This window comes from Rummeliibacillus pycnus (assembly GCF_044359855.1).
Taxonomy (GTDB): Bacteria; Bacillota; Bacilli; order Bacillales_A; family Planococcaceae; genus Rummeliibacillus; species Rummeliibacillus pycnus_A.
Map to the genome: position 1 here is coordinate 112,703 of NZ_CP132291.1, position 22,341 is coordinate 135,043.

The window sequence follows — 22,341 nt, forward strand, 5'->3', positions numbered from 1 at the left end:
ATTTAATAATTTAATAAGTAATAATATGATACAAATTTTAAAATCCCGGTATTTCTTGTATGATAAAAATGAGGAGTGAAAACAATGCAATTTCATACAACAAAATCATTTATATTAGCATCTGCATCACCACGTCGAAAAGAAATCTTCACGCGATTAAATATACCATTTGACATTGTCACATCGGATGTTGAAGAAACAAGTGTACAAGCTTCAAAAGTCTCACAATATGTCAAAGAAGTAGCGTTACTAAAAGCCCGCGATGTTGCGGAAAAAGCACCTGGTAAAGTAATCATAGGGGCAGATACAATCGTTGCAAAAGACAACCGATTACTTCATAAACCGACAAGTCATGAAGAAGCAATTTCCCATCTTCGCACTTTGCGTGGCGAAGCACACGACGTTTTAACAGGTGTGGCAATTATTGAAGAAAATGGGGAGGAAACAACATTTGTAGAGAAAACGAAAGTCATCTTCAAAAATGTATCCGATGAACTATTAGAAGCCTACGTTGCAACTGGAGACCCATTTGATAAAGCAGGCGGCTACGGTATTCAAACAGATGGCGTCTTTTTAGTTGATCGAATCGAAGGGGATTATTTAAACGTTGTTGGTTTACCATTAGCTAGTTTATGTGAGCAGCTAATTTCACTGAAACTTATAGGTATTTCAAAGTGAAAAATAACTCATTCCTAAGTTAATGGATCTAATGGACTAATACAAAAAATAAGCTAAATTCTTTAATTTCCCCGCCTTGCGATTCTCGTCGCAAATACGATTAACTATTAAAAAGGAACATTTGATATTACCCATCAAATATTCCTTTTTATTTTATTCAATTTTAACAGTTATAGATTTTAATATTTTTTAAGTAAGAAATTAACTAAAAATAAGTACAACAATAATATATTTTATGTGATGTCATTCTTCCGGGCTATAAAATTATATTTTAGTTAGTGAGTACTTACTTTTTTATTGACATAGCATTTTATTAATGCGATATTAGTAATGTACTTAAATTCAATTTAAAGGAGTCAATTCAAATGAATTTCAAAAATATTACGGTTGCTGGTAGTGGCGTATTAGGAAGCCAAATCGCGTTCCAAACTGCTTTTCATGGTTATAATGTAAGTGTTTATGATATCAATGATGCAGCTCTTGAAAAAGCGAAGGAACGTCTAGCTGGATTAAAAGATGTTTATGCAAATTATTTCAAAGATGAAACAAAAGCGATTGCTGCACTTGAACGCTTCACGTTTAGTTCAAGTTTAAAAGAAGCAGTTAAGGACGCTGATTTAATTATTGAAGCAATTCCCGAATTAGTAGATATTAAAATCAATTTCTATAAAGAATTAGCAACGGTTGCACCTGAAAAAACAGTCTTTGCATCTAACTCTTCAACAATGTTGCCAAGCCAATTTGCAGAATATACAGGTCGACCAGAAAAGTTCTTAGCATTACACTTTGCGAACGAAGTATGGAAAAACAATACAGCTGAAGTAATGGGTCACCCAGGAACTGATAAACAGTATGAAGATCAAGTGATTGAATTTGCAAAATCAATCAGTATGATTCCTCTTCATATCTTAAAGGAGCAACCTGGCTATATATTAAATTCCTTGTTAGTACCATTTTTAAATGCTGGCCAAGCATTACTAGCGAAAGGAGTTGCTGATCCAGAAACAATCGATAAAACGTGGATGCTTGCAACAGGTGCACCAATGGGGCCATTCGCTATTTTAGATGTTGTAGGTATTCAAACAGCCTACAATATTGTAGCGAATGAAGCAAAACACAATCCAAATGCTCAACCAATCGCAGATATATTAAAAACAGATTTCCTAGACAAAGGTAAAACAGGTAAAGAATCTGGTGAAGGCTTCTACAAATATCCAAACCCATCATATTTAGATCCAGAGTTTTTAAAAGCTTAATGAAACTCAAAAATAAGGGAGTTACCATTCGTAGGTAGCTCCCTTTTACTTTGATTTTATTTCCTAAAACGAATAGAAAAATATATAAAATTATTTCTCAGGAAATATAATTTCTAATAATTCCAAACAATGATGTAATTTGTCGTAAGCAGTAAGATATTGTCGTGATCAATTTCATAATTCAAAGATTAAATAAAATACATGAACAATAAATGGGCTATGGGTAATTGTTATACGCCATATCGATTAGAACACTGTCTATGAAGCGGAAGATGGTGGGCGGCATTAATTCAGCTTTTTTCCTTTCGGATTGCAAAACCAAAATCTCTTTGGACGTTCTAATGGAGTGATATTAATGATGAAGTAACTAATAATCAATAATAGAATAACGAAGGAATAAAGCAACATGCTTTTCGCGTTGGAATGATCGATAATAACAAGCCGAATCATGGCAGTAATGCCAATATAGATGAAATAGCGGAGAGGAAAGTGATAATCTTCTTTGAAGTATTTGACAATCATTGTGATGAACTCGAAGTAGAGGAAGAAGATTAAGATATTCGCTAAGAAAACTTCATGATCTCGAGCTGTCTTGTGGTGGTTGAATAGTATGTCAAAGAATACGATAAGCTCCTTTACCATAAGAAAAGCTAAAAAAAGTGCTAAAGTAATTAAACAAATGTTAAGAAACCATTGCAGTGCTTTCGGAACAATATGCTGTATTTCAAATAGAAATCTTTTTGATTGTTTCATAAGCAACCCTCCAATACATTTTCTATATGTAAAGTATACAAATTACTTTTTAAGGAAATGCAAATTCAATGTAATTTTTAACGAAACTCTCGAAAATAAGTAGGACAACAACTAGGGTGGTTGGCACTCTCCTGCTTGTCGGGTATAACCCATATTGTGTGGGCAAGGAGGTGGTGAAGATGTCAGTATTTGAAGCATTTATGTTTGTGATTGCATTTGTAACATTGGTTGTTTCTATTCTGGCGTTTAACCAAAAGAAATAACCCATCCTTGAGTTACGTGGCTCGGATGGGTTTATAACGTTAACAGCCAATCCCTTTAAGGGAACTAACTATTATAATTGATTATTTGGTGCACCAACATCGAATGATCTTTTTTAATTTATTCATTTCTTAATTATAATATACGGTGAAGTTGTATATATTTAAAGTCAGAAAATGACTAAAGTCTGGTATAATGCAATATTTACCTAGATTTTATAATTGACGTTCCCAGAATCGTCCCTTTGCAATACCTTCTATAAATGGATCAATAAGTGTGCTTGTTAAATCGTAGACACCCGGTGCACTTAATTTTACACGACTGTATTCCATTGGTTTAGGATGGCTAAGGGCTAATGCGATCGGTTTGTAATGTTTAAATTCAGTTTCTAAGAATTCTAAAGCGTGTGCTGGAATTTCTGTTTCACTACTAATTAATAAGACCGCATCAAAAAGAGTAGAATCTGCAGTTTCAAAAGTATCTGTAACTTTTCCGACAGAATTTAAGTCATGAATTTTTTTATCGATGATACTATAGTTTACTTTATGTTCTAATAATTTCATCATCCATTTTCTTAATTGGTTCTCATCAGGTTTACCGTTCAATAAAATAGCCACTTTCTTTGTATCTGCTTTGAAAATTGTATTGTCCATGCTAAGTGCTGGAGATTTTTTAGTTGATGTCACTTCATGATTTTCTTCAGGTAACGGAACGCCAATTTTGTCAGCCACTTCTTGTGCTATTTGTCGATCAATATGATTCAAAATTGCAACGGCATTGATCTTCACCATCTCCGATTTGCATTTTCCAATTTCAAAGCTAAGCGCACTTTTTAGATGTTGTTGTTCATAAATAGCAAGAGAGTTATAAAATAATTTCGCTTGGGAGAAGAAATCACGGAAACTTACACTACGCCCTCTAATTTTACGGCCATCTACTTTTTCTTGATAATGCTCATATCCTCCTTGATTAGCTGGAACAGGAGCGGGCTGATTGTGATTTAAAGCATTTCGATGATAACTTGTTTGACCTTTATGAATGACCATCTGGTGTATCCCATCACGTTGATTGTTAGTGAAGGGGCAGACAGGTCGATTGATTGGAATCTGGTGGAAGTTTGGTCCTCCAAGACGTGAAAGCTGGGTATCCGTATAAGAAAATAAGCGACCTTGTAAAAGTGGATCATTTGAGAAATCAATACCTGGTACTACATGGCCAGGATGGAAAGCTACTTGCTCCGTCTCTGCGAAGAAGTTATCGACATTTCGATTTAAAGTCAATTTCCCAACTATTTTTACGGGGACATCTTCTTCAGGCCATATTTTCGTTGGGTCTAGAATATCAAAGTCAAATTGATGTTCATTTTCTTCAGGTATTAATTGTAAACCAAGCTCCCACTCTGGATATTCTCCTTGATCAATAGCATCATACAAATCTTGACGATGGAAATCGGGATTTTTTCCTGAGATTCTTTGTGCCTCATCCCAAACTAAAGAATGTAAGCCCAGTTTAGGTTTCCAGTGGAATTTCACGAAATGTGCTTTTCCTTTAGCGTTTATAAGACGGAAAGAATGCACACCAAAACCTTCCATCATTCGTAAACTACGAGGGATAGCACGATCACTCATTAACCACATGACCATATGTGCTGTTTCAGGGTTTTGTCCAACAAAGTCCCAAAATGTATCGTGAGCACTAGCACCTTGTGGTATATCCGTATCTGGTTCTGGTTTAACTGCATGCACAAAATCAGGGAATTTAATGGCATCTTGAATAAAGAATACAGGTATATTATTTCCGACTAAATCAAAATTGCCTTCATCTGTATAAAATTTTGTTGCGAAACCACGTACATCCCTGACCGTATCGGCCGACCCTTTAGATCCTTGTACGGTTGAAAATCGTACAAAAACCGGTGTGATTTTAGATTTATCTGATAGGAAATCAGCTTTCGTGTAGGATTCTAATGACTCATAAAGTTGAAAAATACCATGAGCACCTACACCACGAGCATGAACAATCCGTTCTGGAATTCTCTCATGATCAAAATGCGTCATTTTCTCTCTAAAATGGAAATCTTCCATTAAAGTAGGACCACGTAAGCCTGCTTTTAAAGAAAACTCATCCTCAGTCATTTTTAAACCTTGATTCGTAGTTAAAGGCACCTGATCTTCGTTATTAATCGTAAATTTTTTTAATTGGTCATCCTTTTTATTTGCCATTTAATTACCTCCAAATTAATTACATAAACTATTCATGTCCTTTTTTATTCGGAATAAAACATTTTGGTATTTGTAAATTGATTATGAGGCAAAATAAGAGTACACACATATTCAAATATTATTGAATAGAATGTCTAAGTGAATAATTTTATGGGTAGGTGTTAAATAAGTTTGTGATGAAAAAATGGATGTTTTTCCTATTATTAATATGTTCAATCGGATTGGTAGGTTGTCTTGGCACAGAAGTACAGGAGAAAAAGTTAGACAAGAAGGTAACAGAGATTGATCAACAACTCGAAGCAAATGCAAAAGATCGTAAAAATAAGAAGACTGTAGAAACAAAACCAACTGTTATTAATATTGTTGATCCAAATACTTCCGAAGTCATTAAAACCTTTTCTCCAAAAGAACTATGGTTCGATACAAATTACGAAGAATACGAAAGTAAAATAAAGGAAATTGCGAAAGAATTAGCAAGTGGGACGGAAACGACTCCTGGTTATGACCAAAGGATGAAGCTTGATAAAATAGGGGAAAATGGAGAGATATTGAAAGGTAATCCCTTAGTTGTTCTAAAAGAAAGTGAACTTGTAGATAAAATATTGAAGACTTCCTTTATTGGTGGAGTCGTTGAATTACCATTATATATTACCAATAGTAATTATAATCCTGATGAAATATCAACATTCGGAGAAATGACGGTTGCTTCCTATACCACTTATTTTGATCCGTCTAAAGAAAATAGAAATAAAAATATAGAACTATCCGCAAAAGCTTTAAACAATGTCATTGTTGGGATAGGAGATTATTTTTCATTTAATACGATTGTTGGACCGAGGGACAAAGAAAATGGATACCAACCTGCCCCTGAAATCATCAATAAGAAGCTTGTGATGGGAATTGGCGGAGGCGTTTGCCAAACATCTTCAACACTTTTTAATGCAGTTGACCAAATACAGGTAAAATATTTAGAAAAACATCACCATTCAATCAATATAGGCTACGTACCAAAAGGAAGGGATGCCACTGTTTCATATGGTACCTTAGATTTTAGATTTCAAAATATGAGCGATGCTCCATTATTGATCAAAACAATTTATGGTAAAAGCTCATTAACGATTGAAGTAAGAACTTCAAAAACGAATGCAGAGAAATTATTATTGAATAAATAAATTGATTTATTATTGTTAGTGAAACCCATCCAAGAAGATACTTGGATGGGTTTTCTTTAATTAATGCTATTTTCTATACCTTTGCATTCCCTAAAGCTTGATCTAAATAGGCAATAATTTCTTCTTTGCCACCAGCAACCGATTGCGCACGTTCTTCATCTTTTTCTATTTTCTTTAACGCATTTTGAACAACTTCGTTTACTTGAGCCTGATGAATAACGACAACACCATCAGCATCTCCAATAATGAAATCATCTGGTTGGACGCTCATACCACCTACAGCGATAGGGACTTGAATGACACCGCCACCAAATTTATTACCAGCAGCGACTGTAGTGCCTAAACTAAAAACAGGGAAGTCTAGGTCTCGAATCGCTTGAATATCTCGGATCACTCCATCAACGACAAGCCCTTGTATCTCCATTCCTTTCATCAAAGAAACAACGAAATCTCCAGCTACTGCACGATTAGTATCACCTTTTGCGTCTACCACTAATATATCACCAGGCTTTGCAATACGAATTGCTTCTAACAAAGCACCATTCTCGCCGATTGGTAAACGCACTGTAACAGCACGACCAGCTATATGATAATGATCTTCTAAAGGTTTAATGGCGGCATTTATATTAGACGTACCAGCAAGTGCATCAGAAATTGCTGTTGTTGGTAAAGTATATAGTAATTCCTCAATATTGGACATGTCAGAACCCCCTATGAAATATTGCATTTATTTTATATGAGGAGAGGAATTGATGACAATAGCTTCCAGATAGAATTAGGGATTTTAAAGATGGAAAGCGCCCTATACTGGATGAATACAGTAACCCCTAAAAATAATAAACACAACAAAAATAGCAATAAAGAAGCCATGGCAAACACGATCAGGTAACAGACGATCACAATTTGAAGTAGTTTGAAAGATAAAACCAAGTAGTTTTGAAAGAGAAATTTCAAAGCTATTAATATAGAAAGAAAAGTTTACTGTTGAATCAATTTCATAATGCGAAATTTATATAAAATATACGAACATAATGAAATCCACTTTTGGTCATTGCAACGCTTCGACTGCGAGTCCTCGAAAATGCATTCGCATTTCCTTCATGCGCTGTTCATTCGGTGGGGTATATTCAAAGTCCTACGAGAAGAGCTTAAGCGGAAAGTTCCGCAGGATAGTAGTGGAGGCCACTGAAAAAGTTAAATTGCATGAAATTTTAATAATAAAATTTTGTGATGCAATTATTATTGAAGTGGAATCAGCGAAGACTCCTGCGGGAAAGCGAACCAGAGAGACCCTACAGCGAGATTTTCTCTACGACGAAGCTAGCGAAGCGATGCAGGAGAACAAGCGAGGAGGCTCGTCGGTTTGCCCGAGGAAAGCGAAGCTGATTCCACTTCATGTTAAAGGAGATTTGTACTATAAAAGTTAGGGGTAAAATTGTTTTTCAGTGCCTCAACGTAGTGATAAGGAGATCGAAGCTAAGCTCATGGAAAGCGCCATTTTTAGCGGCTTTACGAATTGTAATTTTTTCAGTAAATAAAATTTTTCGAACCACTTATCGTTCAATTCCATATGTATATATGGAGGAGGGATAAGGAATGGTTTCTACAGAAACATTAATTATTCAAGGGCATTCGTTCACAGCGGTTTCTGTTTTTTTGCCTAAGACGACATTGCTAACAATCTCAAATGACAAGGGCTATATTATGTGCGGCGCGTTAGACGTGGGACTTTTGAATACTCGATTAGTGGATCGCAAAATCATTGCTGGCCGGGCTGTTGGTGTAAAAACAATTGATGATTTGTTACATGCACCGCTAGAATCTGTAACGTATGAAGCAGAAGAACTTGGAATTACAAAGGGAATGGTTGGGGAAGACGCTTTGTTGAAAATGATTTAAACAATACTTAAGTTAAATGGAAGTAAGGAAATGGGTATTAAACATTAAAGATTCAATAAAGAAGAGGTGCATTCGATGGGACTGAACCCTTTAAATGAGACAGTCTCAAAAAAGCATCATCCAACCAGTTGTCGATAATGAATCGGCGACTGGTTGTTTAGTTTTATTTGGATTCGAGTATTGTTATAATAGGTTATATATTCTCGTACGGTTTGCTCTACAATGGCGGTTGTAGTGCGAGTTAATCCATCGAGATAGAACGTTTCTGACTTAAGCGTCGCATGAAACGATTCAATTGGGGCATTATCAGCGGGCGTTCCTTTACGGGACATGCTCATGGTAATGCCTTTTGCTTTTACTGCTCTTTGATACGTATAGGACGTATAAACCGATCCTTGATCGCTATGAAGAATACATCCTTCGGGTAAATTATCGATTTGAGACAGTGTATCCAGTACAAATGTTGTGTCCTGACAATCTCCAATCGAATACGCTACAATCTCACTGTTAAATACATCTAAAATACTTGAAAGATATAATTGTTTGCCACCAAAAGGCAAGTAAGTAATATCGGTTACTAGTTTTTGAAGTGGCTGCGTTGCTGTAAATTCTCTGTTCATTAAGTTTTCAGCTACATGATAGGGCTGTCCAGTAGCTTTACGTTTTTTCACTTTCACACGACATTGCCAATTATATTTTTGCATAACACGTTGAACAACTTTATGATTTACTAGTCGATCTTTTCGTAGAAGTGCTGTAATTTTTCGATAACCATATCTGAATTTATTTGATTTACATAAATCACCTATCTTTTGTTCAAGAGCTGTTTTTGATTTTTCATCGGTTGATAATTTCTTCCAACGATAATAAGTAGATCTTGGAACACCTAAATGAGCACAAATTGTTTGTATTGTTACTTTCCCTTTGTATGAATCGATTAAATCGACAGCTACTTGTCCAACCACTTCCTCTCCAATTCTGCGTACTTTTTTAACACTTCAATCTGTTGTTTCAAATAGCGATTCTCCTTTTCTAATCTTGACTGTTCGCTTTCATATTCAGGACCTTTACCGAAGGTATATTGTTTGCCAACTGGTTGTTCAAAGCGATGAATTTCTCCATTTCTATACCATCGCATCCATGTTTCTACTTGTGTTTTATTTCGAATGTTCAAAGTTTCCATTACTTTTCGTACTGGCACCCCCGCTAATCTCATCTCAATTGCTTTCATTTTTACTTCATACGGATAACTTACTCTTGTCCCCATTAGAAAAAGCACCTCCAAAGAAATAGTTAGGTAACTAATACCCGAATTCCTTTAAAGATGCTTTTTTGTTTTGTCTAACCCAATGGGGTCAGTTCAAATTAAGAATGCACCTCTTCTTATTTAGGGTAGTAAATTTCCAGATAGTTGGATGTACTCTAGAAACTTTTTAACTAAGCCATGTTGGGGGTTTTTTTCTGTGAAGAGACACCCAAATGAAAGGTCTGGAACAAAATGAGTGTCTGCCAATGAGATGGGAATAATTCGTCCAGTTTCAACGTAAGGATCATCATCTAAAAGGTAGCTAGATAACAAGCCAATGGCTAATCCTTCAGCAATCGTTTTCTTAATGACTTCTGAATTAGAAGTATGGAAAAGTACGTTTATCGTTTCGTTATTTTCTGATAAAGAGTATATAAAATCTTCCCAAAATTGACTTGTATACAAAACGATTGGATAGTCATATAGATCCTGCAACGATAACAGTTGTTTGAATGCTAGGGGAGAATCTTTCGGCACAATTACTTTAAAATCTGCAGTGTATTCAAGTTTTTTAAATAATAAGTGCTCAGAAAGAGTCTTCTCAAAAGATTTTTTTATGGATGTAAATCCTAAATCCAAAGTATGCTGTTTAACGTTTTCAAGAATTCTTTTGCTCTCCATCTCAATAACAGTGACTTTTATTTGAGGAAAGTCTTTTTTAAATAGAGAAAGAATTTTAGGTAAATAGTTCATTAAACTAGGTATTGCTGCAATTTTGAGTTCACCTTTAAAAGAAGAGGTAATGGTTTGTGCATCTTCCTTAATTTTTTCAATGTTCTCAGCGATTAATAGAGCTTTATGAATAATGGTTTGTGCTTCTTCAGTGGGTGTTGTTCCAAAGCGAGATCTTTTGAATAATCGAATACCTAATTCTTTTTCTAACAACGCAATAGACTGACTTATGGCAGACTGAGAAACATGAAGATTCTGTGCAGCTATTGAAATTGACTTTGTATGGATAATTTCTTTAATGTACTCCATTTGTTCTAGGTTCATAAGGAGTTCTCCTTCTTAATATTAATAATACTTATATTAGCATTAAAAATTGTAATTTTACATTAATATTAATTATGTTCATACTGAGATATATGTTATATATGAGGTGATGAAAAATTTGAAAAACGTAAAAAAAGATAGAGATTCATATCTTTTTATTATATTAGCCATATTTTTGGGTAATTTTTTAGCTTTTATTAATTCAGGTACTGTCAATGTGGCTATACCATCTATTATGAGGGAGCTACATTCGAATTTAAATTCGGTTCAATGGATTGTGACCGGGTTTATGCTTGCGATTGGCACCATTGCTCCAGTTGTTGGGTATTTGGGCAACAAATTTGGATATAAACAGTTATATGTATTTGCTCTTATCGGTTTAACCGTATCTTCTGCGTTATGCGGTTTAGCAGGGAATATTGTTACATTAATTATTTTTCGGATTTTACAAGGGATTTGTTCTGGCTTGATTCAAATATCGACAATGACGATTATTTATCAGTCTGTAAAAAAAGAAAAACAAGCGATGGCGATAAGTTTATGGACGATCTCGATCATGGTTGCTCCTGCAATTGGCCCAACTTTAGGGGGATTATTGACAAATGCATTCGGGTGGAAGGCGTTGTTTTTCTCATGTGTACCAGTAGGGATCATTGCAACACTTTGCGCAATTTTCTTTATTCCTTCAAGTAAAAAAGGAAGTACAGTATCACTAGATATTGTGGGGTTAATAACAGTTGTAATAGGAAATGTTTCCTTATTAATGTATTTCACGAAGGGCTCCGAATTAGGCTGGTTTTCTGTTTCTGCGATAGCATTATTACTCGTAGGTGTAATTGGCATCGTTATTTTCATATGGAGAGAATTAACGGCAAAAGAACCTTTGTTGAATATAAGTGTTTTAAAATATCCCAAATTTATGATAGGAACTCTTTTAAATTGCCTTATTTCGATTGGACTTTACTCAAGTGTTTATCTGATTCCCTTGTTTTTGGAAGAAGCGCAAGGAGCTTCTTCATTTGTGAGCGGTTTAGTCATGCTTCCAGGAGCATTATTAATGATTGTAGTCACAATAATCACAGGCAAATTCAATAACAAATTTGACCCTGGTTGGTTTGTAATGGGAGGAGCAATCCTTTTAAGTGTTGCAACATGGTTATTTAGTGATTTGAAAATGAATACAACAGTAGCTACGATTACCTTATTTATGGTTATACGATATATTGGAGTTGGGCTTGCAACATCTCCAATCGCTACAATATCAATGAGTGTTGTTCCACCTGAACTAGTAGGACACGCTACATCCATCGCAAACTGGCTTCGTCAAGCTGTGGCCGCTTTGTCTATTGCAGTTTTTAGTAGCATTTTAGCAGTAAGAACGCAAACACATCTTTCTGAATTGAAAGGTGAGAATGTAGGGGAAGCATTGAAGCAAGGGGCTTTTCTTCTTGCATCCAATGACACATTTTTTGTAGCATTCGTTATTCTTGTGATATCTATTCCACTTTCATTTTTTATGATGAATCGAAAGCAATCAATAGAACATAAAACGAAACCTTAAAAATAGTTGTTAGAATGGACGAAATGCAAATTAATAGTAGTAAATAATTTTCTAGTTAAAAAATACTAATACTTTCTACAGAATTTACTTAGAACTCCGCTCCAGATGGCGCTTTCCGCGGGCGAGCGTTGAGCCTCCTCGGAAGCACGTACCGTGCTTCACTGCGGGGTCTCACCTGTCTCGCATTCCCGCAGGAGTCGCCATCTTCCGCTTTATAGACAAATCATTTTATGTTCGTGTATTTTATTAAATCTTTGAATTATGAAATTCATTTAAATGTTTCAAAATTAAAAAGTGCAGACTTTATGTATTGTTAATGTACAAAGTCTTGCACTTTTTTAATGCCTGCAACCTGCTGGAGGTTGCCAGGAATATATTCAGTTCAAGTTTTTTTGCCTTCAATTTGATTTAACTGTTTATTAATAGCAAAACATTACCGTTTCAAATTAGAAATTACTTAAATGTGCCTGTGACAGTCACTTCTTTCAATTTTTCATTTAATAGTTCTGCATAAGCTATTGCTTGTTTATCTTGAGAAATATCACCTGGGCGATGGCCTTCTCCAATAATATAGGCAGGAAAATTCATATTTAAGAAATCGAATGTATATTTGAACTGCTGAATGAGTGGAAGTCCTTTAATATAGGGATCATCACCACCAACTGTTACGACGATGGCATTTTTCGATTTCAATTGCCCTCTTAATTGTGGGTACCGTGCATCTCGAATTGCTTGGCTTATTCTGTCAACCATATTTTTCATTAAACCGGACATTGTATACCAGTACACAGGTGTTGAAAAAATGAGCAAATCACTTTCCAAAAGGGCTTTAATAATTTGATCATAATCATCATCAACAGGTTGGAAACCATTTACATCATGTCGTAGATCGTGAATCGGTTTAATGTTTAAATCTCTAAGATAAATTTTATTGTGCTGAATATTCTTTGTGACAATATCCGTTAAGATTTCAGTATTTCCATTTTCTCTCGAGCTTCCTATAAACGTTGTGATCTTCATTTAATACATCTCCTCCTATACTAAGTATATAAAAAGTGTATCTGAATATTCGTTAACGAAAAAGTTGAAATTTCAAAAAATACAATCAACCTTCTAAAATATGCAAAAACTTAACTTTGATATTCATGTTTAAAAAATAAATTTACGAATAAGTAATCTGTAAATTGATTTTCCTTTTTGTCCTGATTAAATGTGCGCAAATTTGCACATTCTGACATAAAGGAGTGTTGTCAAATGAAAAAGTTAATATTAATAGTAGCCACATTATGTTTAGTAGCTGGTTGTTCATTATCAAAAGAGAACAAAGTAATGACACCAGTAAATGGTGAAAAGAGTCTAAGTGCTACTGCAAAATTTATAAATTCTGATGGAAAAGATATAGGTACAGCTAATATGTCCGAAGATGAGAATGGGGTTAAAATTAGTTTGAAATTGCACGATCTACCCCCTGGTGAGCATGGCATCCATATTCATGAAGTAGGAATATGTGAAAAACCAAAATTTGAAACAGCAGGTGCTCATTATAATCCAACACAAAAGGAGCATGGCTACTATAATCCTAAGGGTTATCATTTAGGCGATTTGCCGAATTTACAAGTGGAAAAGGATGGCACGGTAGATGTGGAATTTACAACGAAAGCTTTTTCTTTAAAAACAGGAGTAGCGAATTCACTTTTTGATTCAAATGGTAGTGCCTTTATAGTTCATGCAGACAAAGACGATTACAAAACAGACCCAAGTGGAAATTCAGGAGGAAGAATTGCTTGTGGTGTGATTGAAAAATAATTGAATCAATAAGGTGTAATGCAGATTTAAACTGTATTACACCTTATTTTTGTTATAGGTGCGGGGGATGCATTCCGCCATGAAGGAATATCCTCATTATTTGTTGAACTAAGCGAAAAGATAGTTCGATTAACATTAAGAGGAGGAAATGAAAATGAAAACTACAATATATATGATAAGACACTCAAAATCACATTTTGTTTTTGGGCAAGAGAGAAGGAGAAAATTATCCTTACAAGGTGAAGCAGACTCAAAAAGAGTCACAGATTTAATGAGACACAAGGAAATTGATGCGATCATTTCAAGTCCGTATATGAGGGCAATCCAAACAATTGAAGGTATTGCTAATGATAAAAATTTAGAAATAAAAGTTTATGAAGACTTAAAGGAAAGACAGCTAAAAGGGGATTATAAATTACCTGAAAAAGAAATCCATCACGCTATTAAAAAATCATACGAAGATCATGATTTTTATTTATCTGGTGGTGAGTCTTTAAGAGATGTGCAAAATCGGTCTTTGCCAATAATCAAAAGTATTTTAAATAATTATGAGGGTAAAACAATAATTATTGGTACTCACGGAAATATTATGACAATTATTATGAACTATTTTAATTCAAAGTACGGATATGATTTTTGGAAGAGTACCACCAAACCTGATATATATAAGTTAACTTTTTCAAAAAATAAACTTCTAGAAGTACAAAGAATATGGAAATAAAATTTTTAATGTCAATTTGGACAAGAAGAGAGTAAAATGATTACTTTGAAAATTATGGTACATATGATATATAAGATATTGCTAGAGGATAAATATTGGAGTAATTATAAAAAAGGTTGTTTCAAATGTGTATTTGCACATGTTGAAACAACCTTTTTTATTATAGCTTTTCTAATTCGCTTCCAAGAAGTTTAGCTAGCTCAAGCATACCAAATTGTTGCGCTTTTGCTTCAGCATCACTATTGTAGTTCGTATTTGTATTCACGTCATACGTATAAGCTGTTCCATTTTCATCTACGATAAATTCAATACCTGCAACGTCAATACCGCTTTCAGCAAGGAATATTCCATATTTATCGATAAGATCTTTATGAGGATTTTCAACGATTTCGAATTTTTCTATCATTTGTGCTTGTTCACCTGCTGGGCAGAATAGGTCACCAACTTGGCAAGCATCCGCAGGGCAAAGTTCAAAGCCTTCAGAAGTATCCACGCGTACAGAATAAATATTTTTACCACCGACAAATTCAACACGTGTGATAAAAGATTCAGGAGATTTAACATATTGTTGGATCAAAGTAATGCCATCAACTGGTTCTTCATAGTTTGGACCGTTTACATATTCCGCTAATGCTTCAAGTGAGTAAAATAATTGCACCCCAAGACCTTTACCAGCACGATTATGCTTAGTGATAAATGGTGTCATATTCAATGATTTAGCAGCTTCTAATATGTTTTCTTTACCAACGGCTGCAACCGTTTTTGGTGTTTGAATGCCAAATCGTTCTAGTTGTGTGTATTGTTTTACTTTGCTTAATTCTAAGCGCAGGGCATTACTATCGTTTAAAACTTTACGTCCGTGAAATTCCAACCAATCAATAACCGCGCCTGTAAGCTCAGGAGCAAAACGATGATCACGTGTATGAGATGAAGCACTCATGCGATTGTAGAAAATACCCTCTGGTGGTACTTCTGTAAGGTTGATAATACCCTCATCTAAATGCCAGCTCTCGTATGGCAAATTAAGTTCTTCGAGACGTTTCACAAGATGATTTGTCCATTCATTATTTTCATGTAAGATATAGATTTTCTTCTGCATCTGAATACTTCCTTTAACATGTTTTTTATTATTATAACAGGTTTGGGGATTAAAACACTAAAAACCTATTGATTAACTAAGGATAATTTTTGTATATAATTATATTTGCTTTTTACATATTTTTTCAAGTAGGATGGAATGAAAGTAGTATAGAAGTTGGGGGGATAATCTGATGGGGAAATTGAAATTTGAAATTAAGGAAGAGATTAAAGCTTTGCCAGAAAAAGTTTGGACCGAATTAACAAATAATGATGAAATCAAAAAATGGTTTCCTGAAATGAGCTATCATGAGGATGATGCCCTCGGATATTACCGATGGTTTGATGGAAATATGGACATGAAGTTAAACGTTTTTCGAAAGGAAAACAAAAAATTAATCGGTTTTGAATGGGCGGGAAATACCGTCGATTTTCAATTGATTGAGAAGGATGGTTTTACGGAACTAGTGTTCTTTGAAACGCTAAATGAAATTGTTAAACATACACCAAAGGATTTAGCTGGCTGGTATGTTTGTATTGAAAAAATTCGCCATCTAGCTGAAGAAACGGGTGAAGTAGTAGATGATGAACTGTGGAAAAATAAATATGAAGAGTATCGAAAAGTATTTGAGATGCAATAGGTAGAAAAATATTCATAAATAGCAGAAACGATTCCCTATAAAGGAATCGTTTTAATTTGCATTGACCAACACAGACTCAATAATATGAAGCGAATCCCAATCACCAGAAGAAAACGTTGTAATTGGATATTTCCTTGGAAAGAGTTTCTGTTGAATTTCTTTATTCGAATAGCCTTCATCATGAAGCTTTAATACCTGATGCTGAATATCCTCTAAATATTCCTTCTTTTGAATGAGCAATTTACGACCATTTTGTACTAAACCTGCATGTTGGCAAAAGACATCTTCAAAATCATAAGTTAATACACGCTCCAATGAATTGATAATTGTTGGAATACTTTCATCTTGCATAATAACTTTTGTTTTAGGAGTGACATACAAATCTCCTGTGAAAAGTTGACCAGTTTGACGATTTAAAAAGGCAAGATGATCATTAGAATGTCCAGGTGTTTCAATAATATCCCACGTAGCACTTCTTGATTTCATAGTATCTGAAAAAGGTAGGGCTTCAAATGCTTTACGTCTACCCCAAAAAAGCTGACGATATAAAGGATAGTCAGGTTTACCTTTGGCTTCCTCTATAGACATTTTATGAATAAAAACGGGAACATTGCGAGTTTCCATTATAAAAGCTGCACCACCAGTATGATCTTCATGATGATGGGTAATCCATGCTTGATCATAATCTTGTTCAAGTAGAAAAGGCGCAAATTGTTTTTGTAACCTTTTTCCACCTGTATCTATGAGTATTCCATCTGTGACATAAGAATAAACATTCAAAGTAACCCCTTGAAATGACAAAGTACCATTAATGCTCTGCACTCCATTTAACTCCTCTGTCACTACTGTTTTCTTTAAAATCATCATCATTTAATCTTCTCCTTTATGTTATTAAGATTTTACAAAAATTTAGGCGGTAAGTAAATTATTTCAAACGTAAATATTTTTGAATAGGAGCTTCTAATTCGACATATGTACAAAATAAGTAATTTTATTGTCGAAAAAATGGAAGTTTTCAGTCATTTATTGTTATAGTTTCGGTTATATGGTAATTTGAAAATGTAAACGGTACCATCAATCAAGATGAGGTGAAGCATACATGAAAAGTTTTGATCTTACTATTATTGGTGCAGGTCCTGGAGGTTATGTTGCTGCAATTCATGCAGCTCAGATGGGGTTATCTGTTGCTCTAGCTGAAAGACATAAAATAGGTGGAACATGCTTAAACGTAGGTTGTATCCCATCAAAAGTCATGTTGAAACATAGCCATCTGGCTTTAGATATTAAAAAAGCAAATGATTGGGGAATTGAAGCGAATATTGAAAGGATTAACTTTAGAAAGTTAAAGAAGAGAAAAGACCAAGTAGTTAATAGCCTTATATTAGGTGTTCAAGGATTGATTAAAAAGAATGCCATCACATTTATTGAAGGTGAAGCAAAGGTTGATCAAAGGAATACTGTTTATGTAGCTGGAAAAAGTTTTTACTCAAAAGATATTATTCTAGCAACGGGTAGTAGACCATTTGTTCCACCAATTGATGGTTTACACAATATCAACTATGAAACAACGGATACATTTTTTGATTTAGAGGAACTACCAAAAAAATTGGTGATAATCGGTGGAGGTGTTATTGCCGTAGAGTTAGCATTTAGCCTTGCACCTTTAGGCACAGATGTAACAATTTTAGAGGTAGCTCCAGATATTTTACTAACAGAAGACGTTGATGCAAGAACTGTTATTAAAACCAAAATGAATAAAATTGGCATTAAATATAAAACAAATGTGAAGATCCAATCCGTACGTAAAAATGAAGTAGTGTTAGATAACGATTTAGTTGAATATACCAATTTGCTTGTTGCAACTGGAAGACAGCCAAATGTTGAAATTGCTGAATCTTTAGGTTTAGAAATGAATGGGAAATATGTGAAAGTAAATCAGCATTATGAAACGTCGCAAAATCATATTTTTGCGATTGGCGACTTAATTGGGGGTTACCAGCTAGCACATGCAGCATCAGCAGAAGGATTACATGCTGTGGATTATATCCATAGTGGACAAGGTGAAATGGTGAAGCCACAAAGTATTCCACGATGTGTCTATACAATCCCTGAAATTGCTTCGTTTGGATACTCAGAAGAACAAGCTATAACTGCAGGATACAAGCATGTAAAAGTGAAGAAAGTACCACTCTCAACAAATGGAAAAGCAATGGCTGAAGGAAACATAGAGGGCTTCATCAAAATGATTGTAGACCAAGAATTTGGTGAAATATTAGGAGCAATCGTTGTGGGAGAAGGCGCTACGGAAATGATGAACTCTATTTTAGCAACGTATGGAGCAGAAGGGACAATAAATGAATTGTCCGATGTCATTTTCCCGCATCCAAGTATTTCTGAACAGATTGGTGAAACCGCAGATGCTTTATTAGGCACAGCGATTCATGCATAGATTGAACAATAAAAGGAGGAATTCAGGATGACAACAAACAAAGCAATACAAGAAGTACAGTTAACAGAAGAAAAGGCTTTATGGGCTTATGAAACAATGCACAATATCCGAAACTTTGAAAATACATTGCATAAGCATTTCTCAGCTGGACTGATCCCTGGTTTCGTACATTTATATGCAGGTGAAGAAGCAATTGCAACAGGTGTTTGTGCAAACTTAACAGATGCCGATTACATCACTTCAACTCACCGTGGTCATGGTCATTGTATCGCGAAAGGGTGCGATATTAATGGTATGATGGCAGAAATCTATGGTCGCGAAGATGGCCTATGTAAAGGAAAAGGCGGTTCCATGCATATTGCGGATGTTGATAAGGGGATGCTTGGGGCGAATGGTATCGTTGGTGGTGGATTCCCAATTGCTGTTGGAGCAGGGATTACAAGTAAATATCTGAATAACCAAAGTGTTGCTGTCTGCTTCTTTGGAGATGGTGCATCAAACGAAGGAACATTCCATGAAGGTATTAATATGGCTGCCTCTATGAATCTACCAGTAGTCTTTGTTTGTGAAAATAACGGTTTTGCTGAAGCGACACCAATTCGTTATACAAGTGCTTCAAAAACAATTGCTGACCGAGCTAAAGCTTACAATATTCCTGGAATAAGAGTGGATGGCAATGACTTAACGGCTGTCTATGCAGCGTCAAAAGAAGCGATTGATTGTGCTCGCAACGGTGGTGGGCCAACTTTAATCGAATGCATTACGTATCGAAACTATGGTCATTTTGAAGGTGACGAACAAAAATATAAAACAAAAGATGAAAAGAAATTACACCCAGTGGACAAAGACCCATTAAATCTGTTTAAACAATATGCTATTGAAAATAGTTTATTAACAAAAAAACAAGCTACTGCCATTGAGAAGAAGTCAGTAAAAACGATTGAAGATGCAGTCGAATTTGCACAAAACAGTCCAGTTCCAAAACCTGAATCTTTGTTAACAGACGTATTCGCAGACTAATAAAAGGGAGTGTACAGATCATGACAAGAAAAATCACAATGATGCAAGCGATTAACGAGGCTATGCAAACAGCGATGACAAATGACGATAAGGTTATATTAATGGGCGAAGATATTGCTGGTGGAGCAAAAGTGGATGGTTTTGAAAATGAGGACGCATGGGGAGGCGTATTTGGTGTTACAAAAGGCCTTGTCCAACAATTTGGTCGTGAACGAGTGATTGATACACCGATTTCGGAGAATGGTTATATCGGTGCTGCAGTTGGTGCAGCGGCAACGGGATTACGTCCAGTTGCTGAATTAATGTTTAATGATTTCATTGGCTTCTGCTTAGATATGATATTATGTCAAGGCTCTAAAATGCGTTATATGTTTGGAGGAAAAGCACAAATTCCTCTAACTATCCGTACAACACATGGTGCAGGTGCAAGTGCAGCAGCTCAACATTCTCAATCTTTATATGGAATGTTTGGCGCGATTCCAGGTGTCAAAGTAGTTGTACCTTCTAACCCATATAATGCAAAAGGGTTATTACTTTCTGCGATAGAAGATAACAATATCGTCATTTATTCTGAAGATAAAACTCTTTATGGACTTAAGGGTGAAGTGCCAGAGGAATATTACAAAGTAGATATTGGAAAAGCGCATATCGAACGTATTGGTTCCGATTTAACAATCGTGACGATTGGCAAAATGCTATATGTCGGTTTAGAAGTAGCAGACAAATTAGCAGAAGAAGGCATAGAAGTTGAAGTGATAGACCTTCTTACAGTAGCACCATGGGATCAAGAAACAGTTCTTGAATCTGTTAAAAAGACAGGCCGCTTAATTGTAATTGATGAAGCGAATCCGCATAACAATACGGCAACAGATATTGCTTCTATTATTGGCGACCGTGCATTTGATTATTTGGATGGCCCAATCAAAACTGTATGTGCTCCTAATAGTCCCGTACCATTTGCTATAAACCTAGAACAACTATACCTACCGAATGCAGAAAAAGTATTAAAGGTTGCAGATGAATTAATCTTTGATTTAAAAAAAGTGAAGTAGGAGGGGACCATCATGGCAACAGAAGTATTAATGCCTAAATTAGGACTAACAATGACAGAAGGTACTGTGCAAGAATGGTATAAAAAAGAAGGCGATGCTGTGAAAAAAGGCGACGTCATTTGCCTGATTGCTTCTGAAAAGCTGACGATGGAAGTGGAAGCGGAAGCAGATGGTTACTTAACCAAAATAATCGCAACAGTGGATGAGGATATCCCTGTAAAAGGCGTGATCGGCTTAATAGATGAATCTGCAGAAATAGGAATCACTGCAGCAACTTCAAAAATAGAAATTACTAAACAAGATATTAAGGTGCTTAAAGTAGAAAACATTACCCAACAGGAATCTGAAAAAAGAGCAGATGGAGAACGTATTTTTGCTTCGCCATTAGCTAAACGGTTAGCAAAAGAATACGATATCGAACTACAATTTGTTCGAGGGACAGGCGGAAATGGCCGAATCACAAAACGTGATATTGAACGCGTATTAGACAAAGGTTTAGATGATACAATTGAAGTAAATGTAGCTTCGACTCCAGAAGAAAAACAAATTGAAAAATTTGTAGCTGCAGAACTCAACATTGGAGAAGGATTAATTGGAATGCGTAAAATTATTGCGCAACGAATGCATAAAAGTATGGTATCTACAGCTCAATTAACATTACATCGCAAAGCATCATTGGATAAACTTGCGAAATTCCGCAATAAATTAAAACAAAAATTACAACAAGCAAATGTTGAAATACCGATTACATATACGGTATTTGTTGCGCGAGCTGTTGCATTAGCACTAAAGAAGAACCCACAAATGAATTCTACGTATTCAAATGGATCATATATCGAACATAATGAAGTACATTTAGGTATTGCCACTTCAGTTCGTAACGGCCTAATGGTACCGGTAATTCATAATGTAGATAAGCTATCTCTTTCGACAATTTCAGAGAATATGGCTACTGTTACTGAAAAGGCAAGAAATGGTGAAAGCGGTGCTTACTTAACAGGATCTACATTCACAATTACTAATCTAGGTACAAGTGGGGTCGAATACTTTACACCAATCCTAAATACTCCCGAAACAGGTATTCTAGGGTTAGGATCTTTAGTAAAAGAAGTAAGCTTAGACAAAAAAGGCAAACCGTATTATGAACTGAAAATGCCATTAAGCTTAACTTTCGATCATCAAATTATTGATGGAAGCGAAGCTGCTGCCTTTTTAGAAGATGTTGTTTATTATTTAGAAAATCCAATGTTGTTAGTAATTTAAATCGTAAAAAGTAACCTTCTTACTTGGATAAAAAACATTCGAAAAATTATTCTGCTAAGCACCCCCTCTAAGCGCACAAACCGAATGAGCCAGTTGCGTTGTCTCACACGGTTCGTTCTCGCGCTTGATATAAAGCGGGGGTGCTAATTTAATGCCTAATAAATATCTCCATTTTTATAACAATCTATTAAAGATTTTCTATTAAAAC

21 protein-coding genes are annotated in these 22,341 nt (G+C 35.2%); 13 read left to right on the forward strand and 8 right to left on the reverse strand.

Going from position 1 to position 22,341, the window contains the following annotated elements; genetic code table 11:
• The first annotated feature begins 84 nt into the window (after positions 1 to 84).
• Positions 85 to 678, forward strand: coding sequence for a Maf family protein (locus Q8X41_RS00515; protein ID WP_397538321.1), 594 nt, complete (start codon positions 85 to 87; stop codon positions 676 to 678).
• Between the two features lie 365 nt (positions 679 to 1,043).
• Entirely contained in the window at positions 1,044 to 1,934 is an 891-nt protein-coding gene (locus Q8X41_RS00520; protein ID WP_397538322.1) for a 3-hydroxyacyl-CoA dehydrogenase, read from the forward strand.
• A 285-nt stretch (positions 1,935 to 2,219) separates the two neighbouring features.
• Here the strand turns inward: Q8X41_RS00520 and Q8X41_RS00525 are convergent, their stop codons facing one another.
• The gene (locus tag Q8X41_RS00525; protein WP_397538323.1) at positions 2,220 to 2,687 is read right to left on the reverse strand and encodes a phosphate-starvation-inducible protein PsiE; all 468 of its coding nucleotides are present in this window, start codon (positions 2,685 to 2,687) and stop codon (positions 2,220 to 2,222) included.
• Positions 2,688 to 2,860: 173 nt separating this feature from the next.
• Between Q8X41_RS00525 and Q8X41_RS00530 the strand changes: the two genes are divergently transcribed.
• A complete protein-coding gene (locus tag Q8X41_RS00530) occupies positions 2,861 to 2,950 on the forward strand; it encodes a putative holin-like toxin (RefSeq protein ID WP_397538324.1) in 90 nt (29 codons plus the stop codon).
• 213 nt (positions 2,951 to 3,163) lie between these two features.
• Here the strand turns inward: Q8X41_RS00530 and Q8X41_RS00535 are convergent, their stop codons facing one another.
• Positions 3,164 to 5,170, reverse strand: a complete 2,007-nt coding sequence (locus tag Q8X41_RS00535) for a catalase (RefSeq protein WP_397538325.1) — start codon at positions 5,168 to 5,170, stop codon at positions 3,164 to 3,166.
• Between the two features lie 176 nt (positions 5,171 to 5,346).
• On the opposite strand from Q8X41_RS00535, the gene Q8X41_RS00540 reads away from it, so the two are divergent.
• Entirely contained in the window at positions 5,347 to 6,342 is a 996-nt protein-coding gene (locus tag Q8X41_RS00540; protein ID WP_397540167.1) for a VanW family protein, read from the forward strand.
• A gap of 73 nt (positions 6,343 to 6,415) precedes the next feature.
• Here the strand turns inward: Q8X41_RS00540 and Q8X41_RS00545 are convergent, their stop codons facing one another.
• Positions 6,416 to 7,042: an RraA family protein gene (locus Q8X41_RS00545; RefSeq protein ID WP_397538326.1), complete on the reverse strand. Its 627-nt coding sequence runs from the start codon at positions 7,040 to 7,042 to the stop codon at positions 6,416 to 6,418.
• Between the two features lie 896 nt (positions 7,043 to 7,938).
• On the opposite strand from Q8X41_RS00545, the gene Q8X41_RS00550 reads away from it, so the two are divergent.
• On the forward strand, positions 7,939 to 8,241 hold the full coding sequence (locus Q8X41_RS00550) for a YunC family protein (protein WP_397538327.1): 303 nt from the start codon (positions 7,939 to 7,941) through the stop codon (positions 8,239 to 8,241).
• 116 nt (positions 8,242 to 8,357) lie between these two features.
• On the opposite strand, the gene Q8X41_RS00555 is transcribed toward Q8X41_RS00550, so the two are convergent.
• Together Q8X41_RS00555 and Q8X41_RS00560 are read right to left on the reverse strand one after the other, a co-directional pair.
• Positions 8,358 to 9,508, reverse strand: a protein-coding gene (locus tag Q8X41_RS00555; protein WP_397537045.1) for an IS3 family transposase whose coding sequence is annotated in 2 segments (ribosomal slippage) — positions 8,358 to 9,235 and positions 9,235 to 9,508 — 1,152 coding nt in all. Because the reading frame shifts where the segments join, the coding sequence is not laid out codon by codon here.
• 120 nt (positions 9,509 to 9,628) lie between these two features.
• Positions 9,629 to 10,543, reverse strand: a complete 915-nt coding sequence (locus Q8X41_RS00560) for a LysR family transcriptional regulator (RefSeq protein WP_397538328.1) — start codon at positions 10,541 to 10,543, stop codon at positions 9,629 to 9,631.
• Between the two features lie 118 nt (positions 10,544 to 10,661).
• Here Q8X41_RS00560 and Q8X41_RS00565 point away from each other — a divergent pair, with 118 nt between their 5' ends.
• Positions 10,662 to 12,104: an MDR family MFS transporter gene (locus tag Q8X41_RS00565; RefSeq protein ID WP_397538329.1), complete on the forward strand. Its 1,443-nt coding sequence runs from the start codon at positions 10,662 to 10,664 to the stop codon at positions 12,102 to 12,104.
• A gap of 453 nt (positions 12,105 to 12,557) precedes the next feature.
• Here Q8X41_RS00565 and Q8X41_RS00570 read toward each other — a convergent pair whose 3' ends face one another.
• Positions 12,558 to 13,124 carry a flavodoxin family protein gene (locus tag Q8X41_RS00570; RefSeq protein WP_397538330.1) on the reverse strand — a complete coding sequence of 189 codons (567 nt, stop codon included), beginning with the start codon at positions 13,122 to 13,124 and terminating at the stop codon, positions 12,558 to 12,560.
• Positions 13,125 to 13,358: 234 nt separating this feature from the next.
• Here Q8X41_RS00570 and Q8X41_RS00575 point away from each other — a divergent pair, with 234 nt between their 5' ends.
• Entirely contained in the window at positions 13,359 to 13,910 is a 552-nt protein-coding gene (locus tag Q8X41_RS00575; protein WP_397538331.1) for a superoxide dismutase family protein, read from the forward strand.
• Between the two features lie 154 nt (positions 13,911 to 14,064).
• Complete coding sequence (locus Q8X41_RS00580; RefSeq protein ID WP_397538332.1) at positions 14,065 to 14,631, forward strand: histidine phosphatase family protein; 567 nt, start codon at positions 14,065 to 14,067, stop codon at positions 14,629 to 14,631.
• A 160-nt stretch (positions 14,632 to 14,791) separates the two neighbouring features.
• Here Q8X41_RS00580 and Q8X41_RS00585 read toward each other — a convergent pair whose 3' ends face one another.
• A complete protein-coding gene (locus tag Q8X41_RS00585; protein ID WP_397538333.1) occupies positions 14,792 to 15,730 on the reverse strand; it encodes a RimK family alpha-L-glutamate ligase in 939 nt (312 codons plus the stop codon).
• Positions 15,731 to 15,902: 172 nt separating this feature from the next.
• Here Q8X41_RS00585 and Q8X41_RS00590 point away from each other — a divergent pair, with 172 nt between their 5' ends.
• The gene (locus Q8X41_RS00590) at positions 15,903 to 16,349 is read left to right on the forward strand and encodes an SRPBCC domain-containing protein (protein ID WP_397538334.1); all 447 of its coding nucleotides are present in this window, start codon (positions 15,903 to 15,905) and stop codon (positions 16,347 to 16,349) included.
• Positions 16,350 to 16,400: 51 nt separating this feature from the next.
• Here the strand turns inward: Q8X41_RS00590 and Q8X41_RS00595 are convergent, their stop codons facing one another.
• Positions 16,401 to 17,213: an MBL fold metallo-hydrolase gene (locus Q8X41_RS00595; protein ID WP_397540168.1), complete on the reverse strand. Its 813-nt coding sequence runs from the start codon at positions 17,211 to 17,213 to the stop codon at positions 16,401 to 16,403.
• A 235-nt stretch (positions 17,214 to 17,448) separates the two neighbouring features.
• Here Q8X41_RS00595 and lpdA point away from each other — a divergent pair, with 235 nt between their 5' ends.
• Genes lpdA through Q8X41_RS00615 form a run of 4 tightly spaced genes read left to right on the forward strand, consistent with a single transcriptional unit; the run spans position 17,449 to position 22,133 of the window.
• Positions 17,449 to 18,798: a dihydrolipoyl dehydrogenase gene (gene lpdA, locus Q8X41_RS00600; protein ID WP_397538335.1), complete on the forward strand. Its 1,350-nt coding sequence runs from the start codon at positions 17,449 to 17,451 to the stop codon at positions 18,796 to 18,798.
• A gap of 27 nt (positions 18,799 to 18,825) precedes the next feature.
• The gene (locus Q8X41_RS00605; protein ID WP_397538336.1) at positions 18,826 to 19,818 is read left to right on the forward strand and encodes a thiamine pyrophosphate-dependent dehydrogenase E1 component subunit alpha; all 993 of its coding nucleotides are present in this window, start codon (positions 18,826 to 18,828) and stop codon (positions 19,816 to 19,818) included.
• Positions 19,819 to 19,838: 20 nt separating this feature from the next.
• Positions 19,839 to 20,870: an alpha-ketoacid dehydrogenase subunit beta gene (locus Q8X41_RS00610; protein WP_397538337.1), complete on the forward strand. Its 1,032-nt coding sequence runs from the start codon at positions 19,839 to 19,841 to the stop codon at positions 20,868 to 20,870.
• A 12-nt stretch (positions 20,871 to 20,882) separates the two neighbouring features.
• Entirely contained in the window at positions 20,883 to 22,133 is a 1,251-nt protein-coding gene (locus tag Q8X41_RS00615) for a dihydrolipoamide acetyltransferase family protein (RefSeq protein WP_397538338.1), read from the forward strand.
• The last annotated feature ends 208 nt before the right edge of the window (positions 22,134 to 22,341 follow it).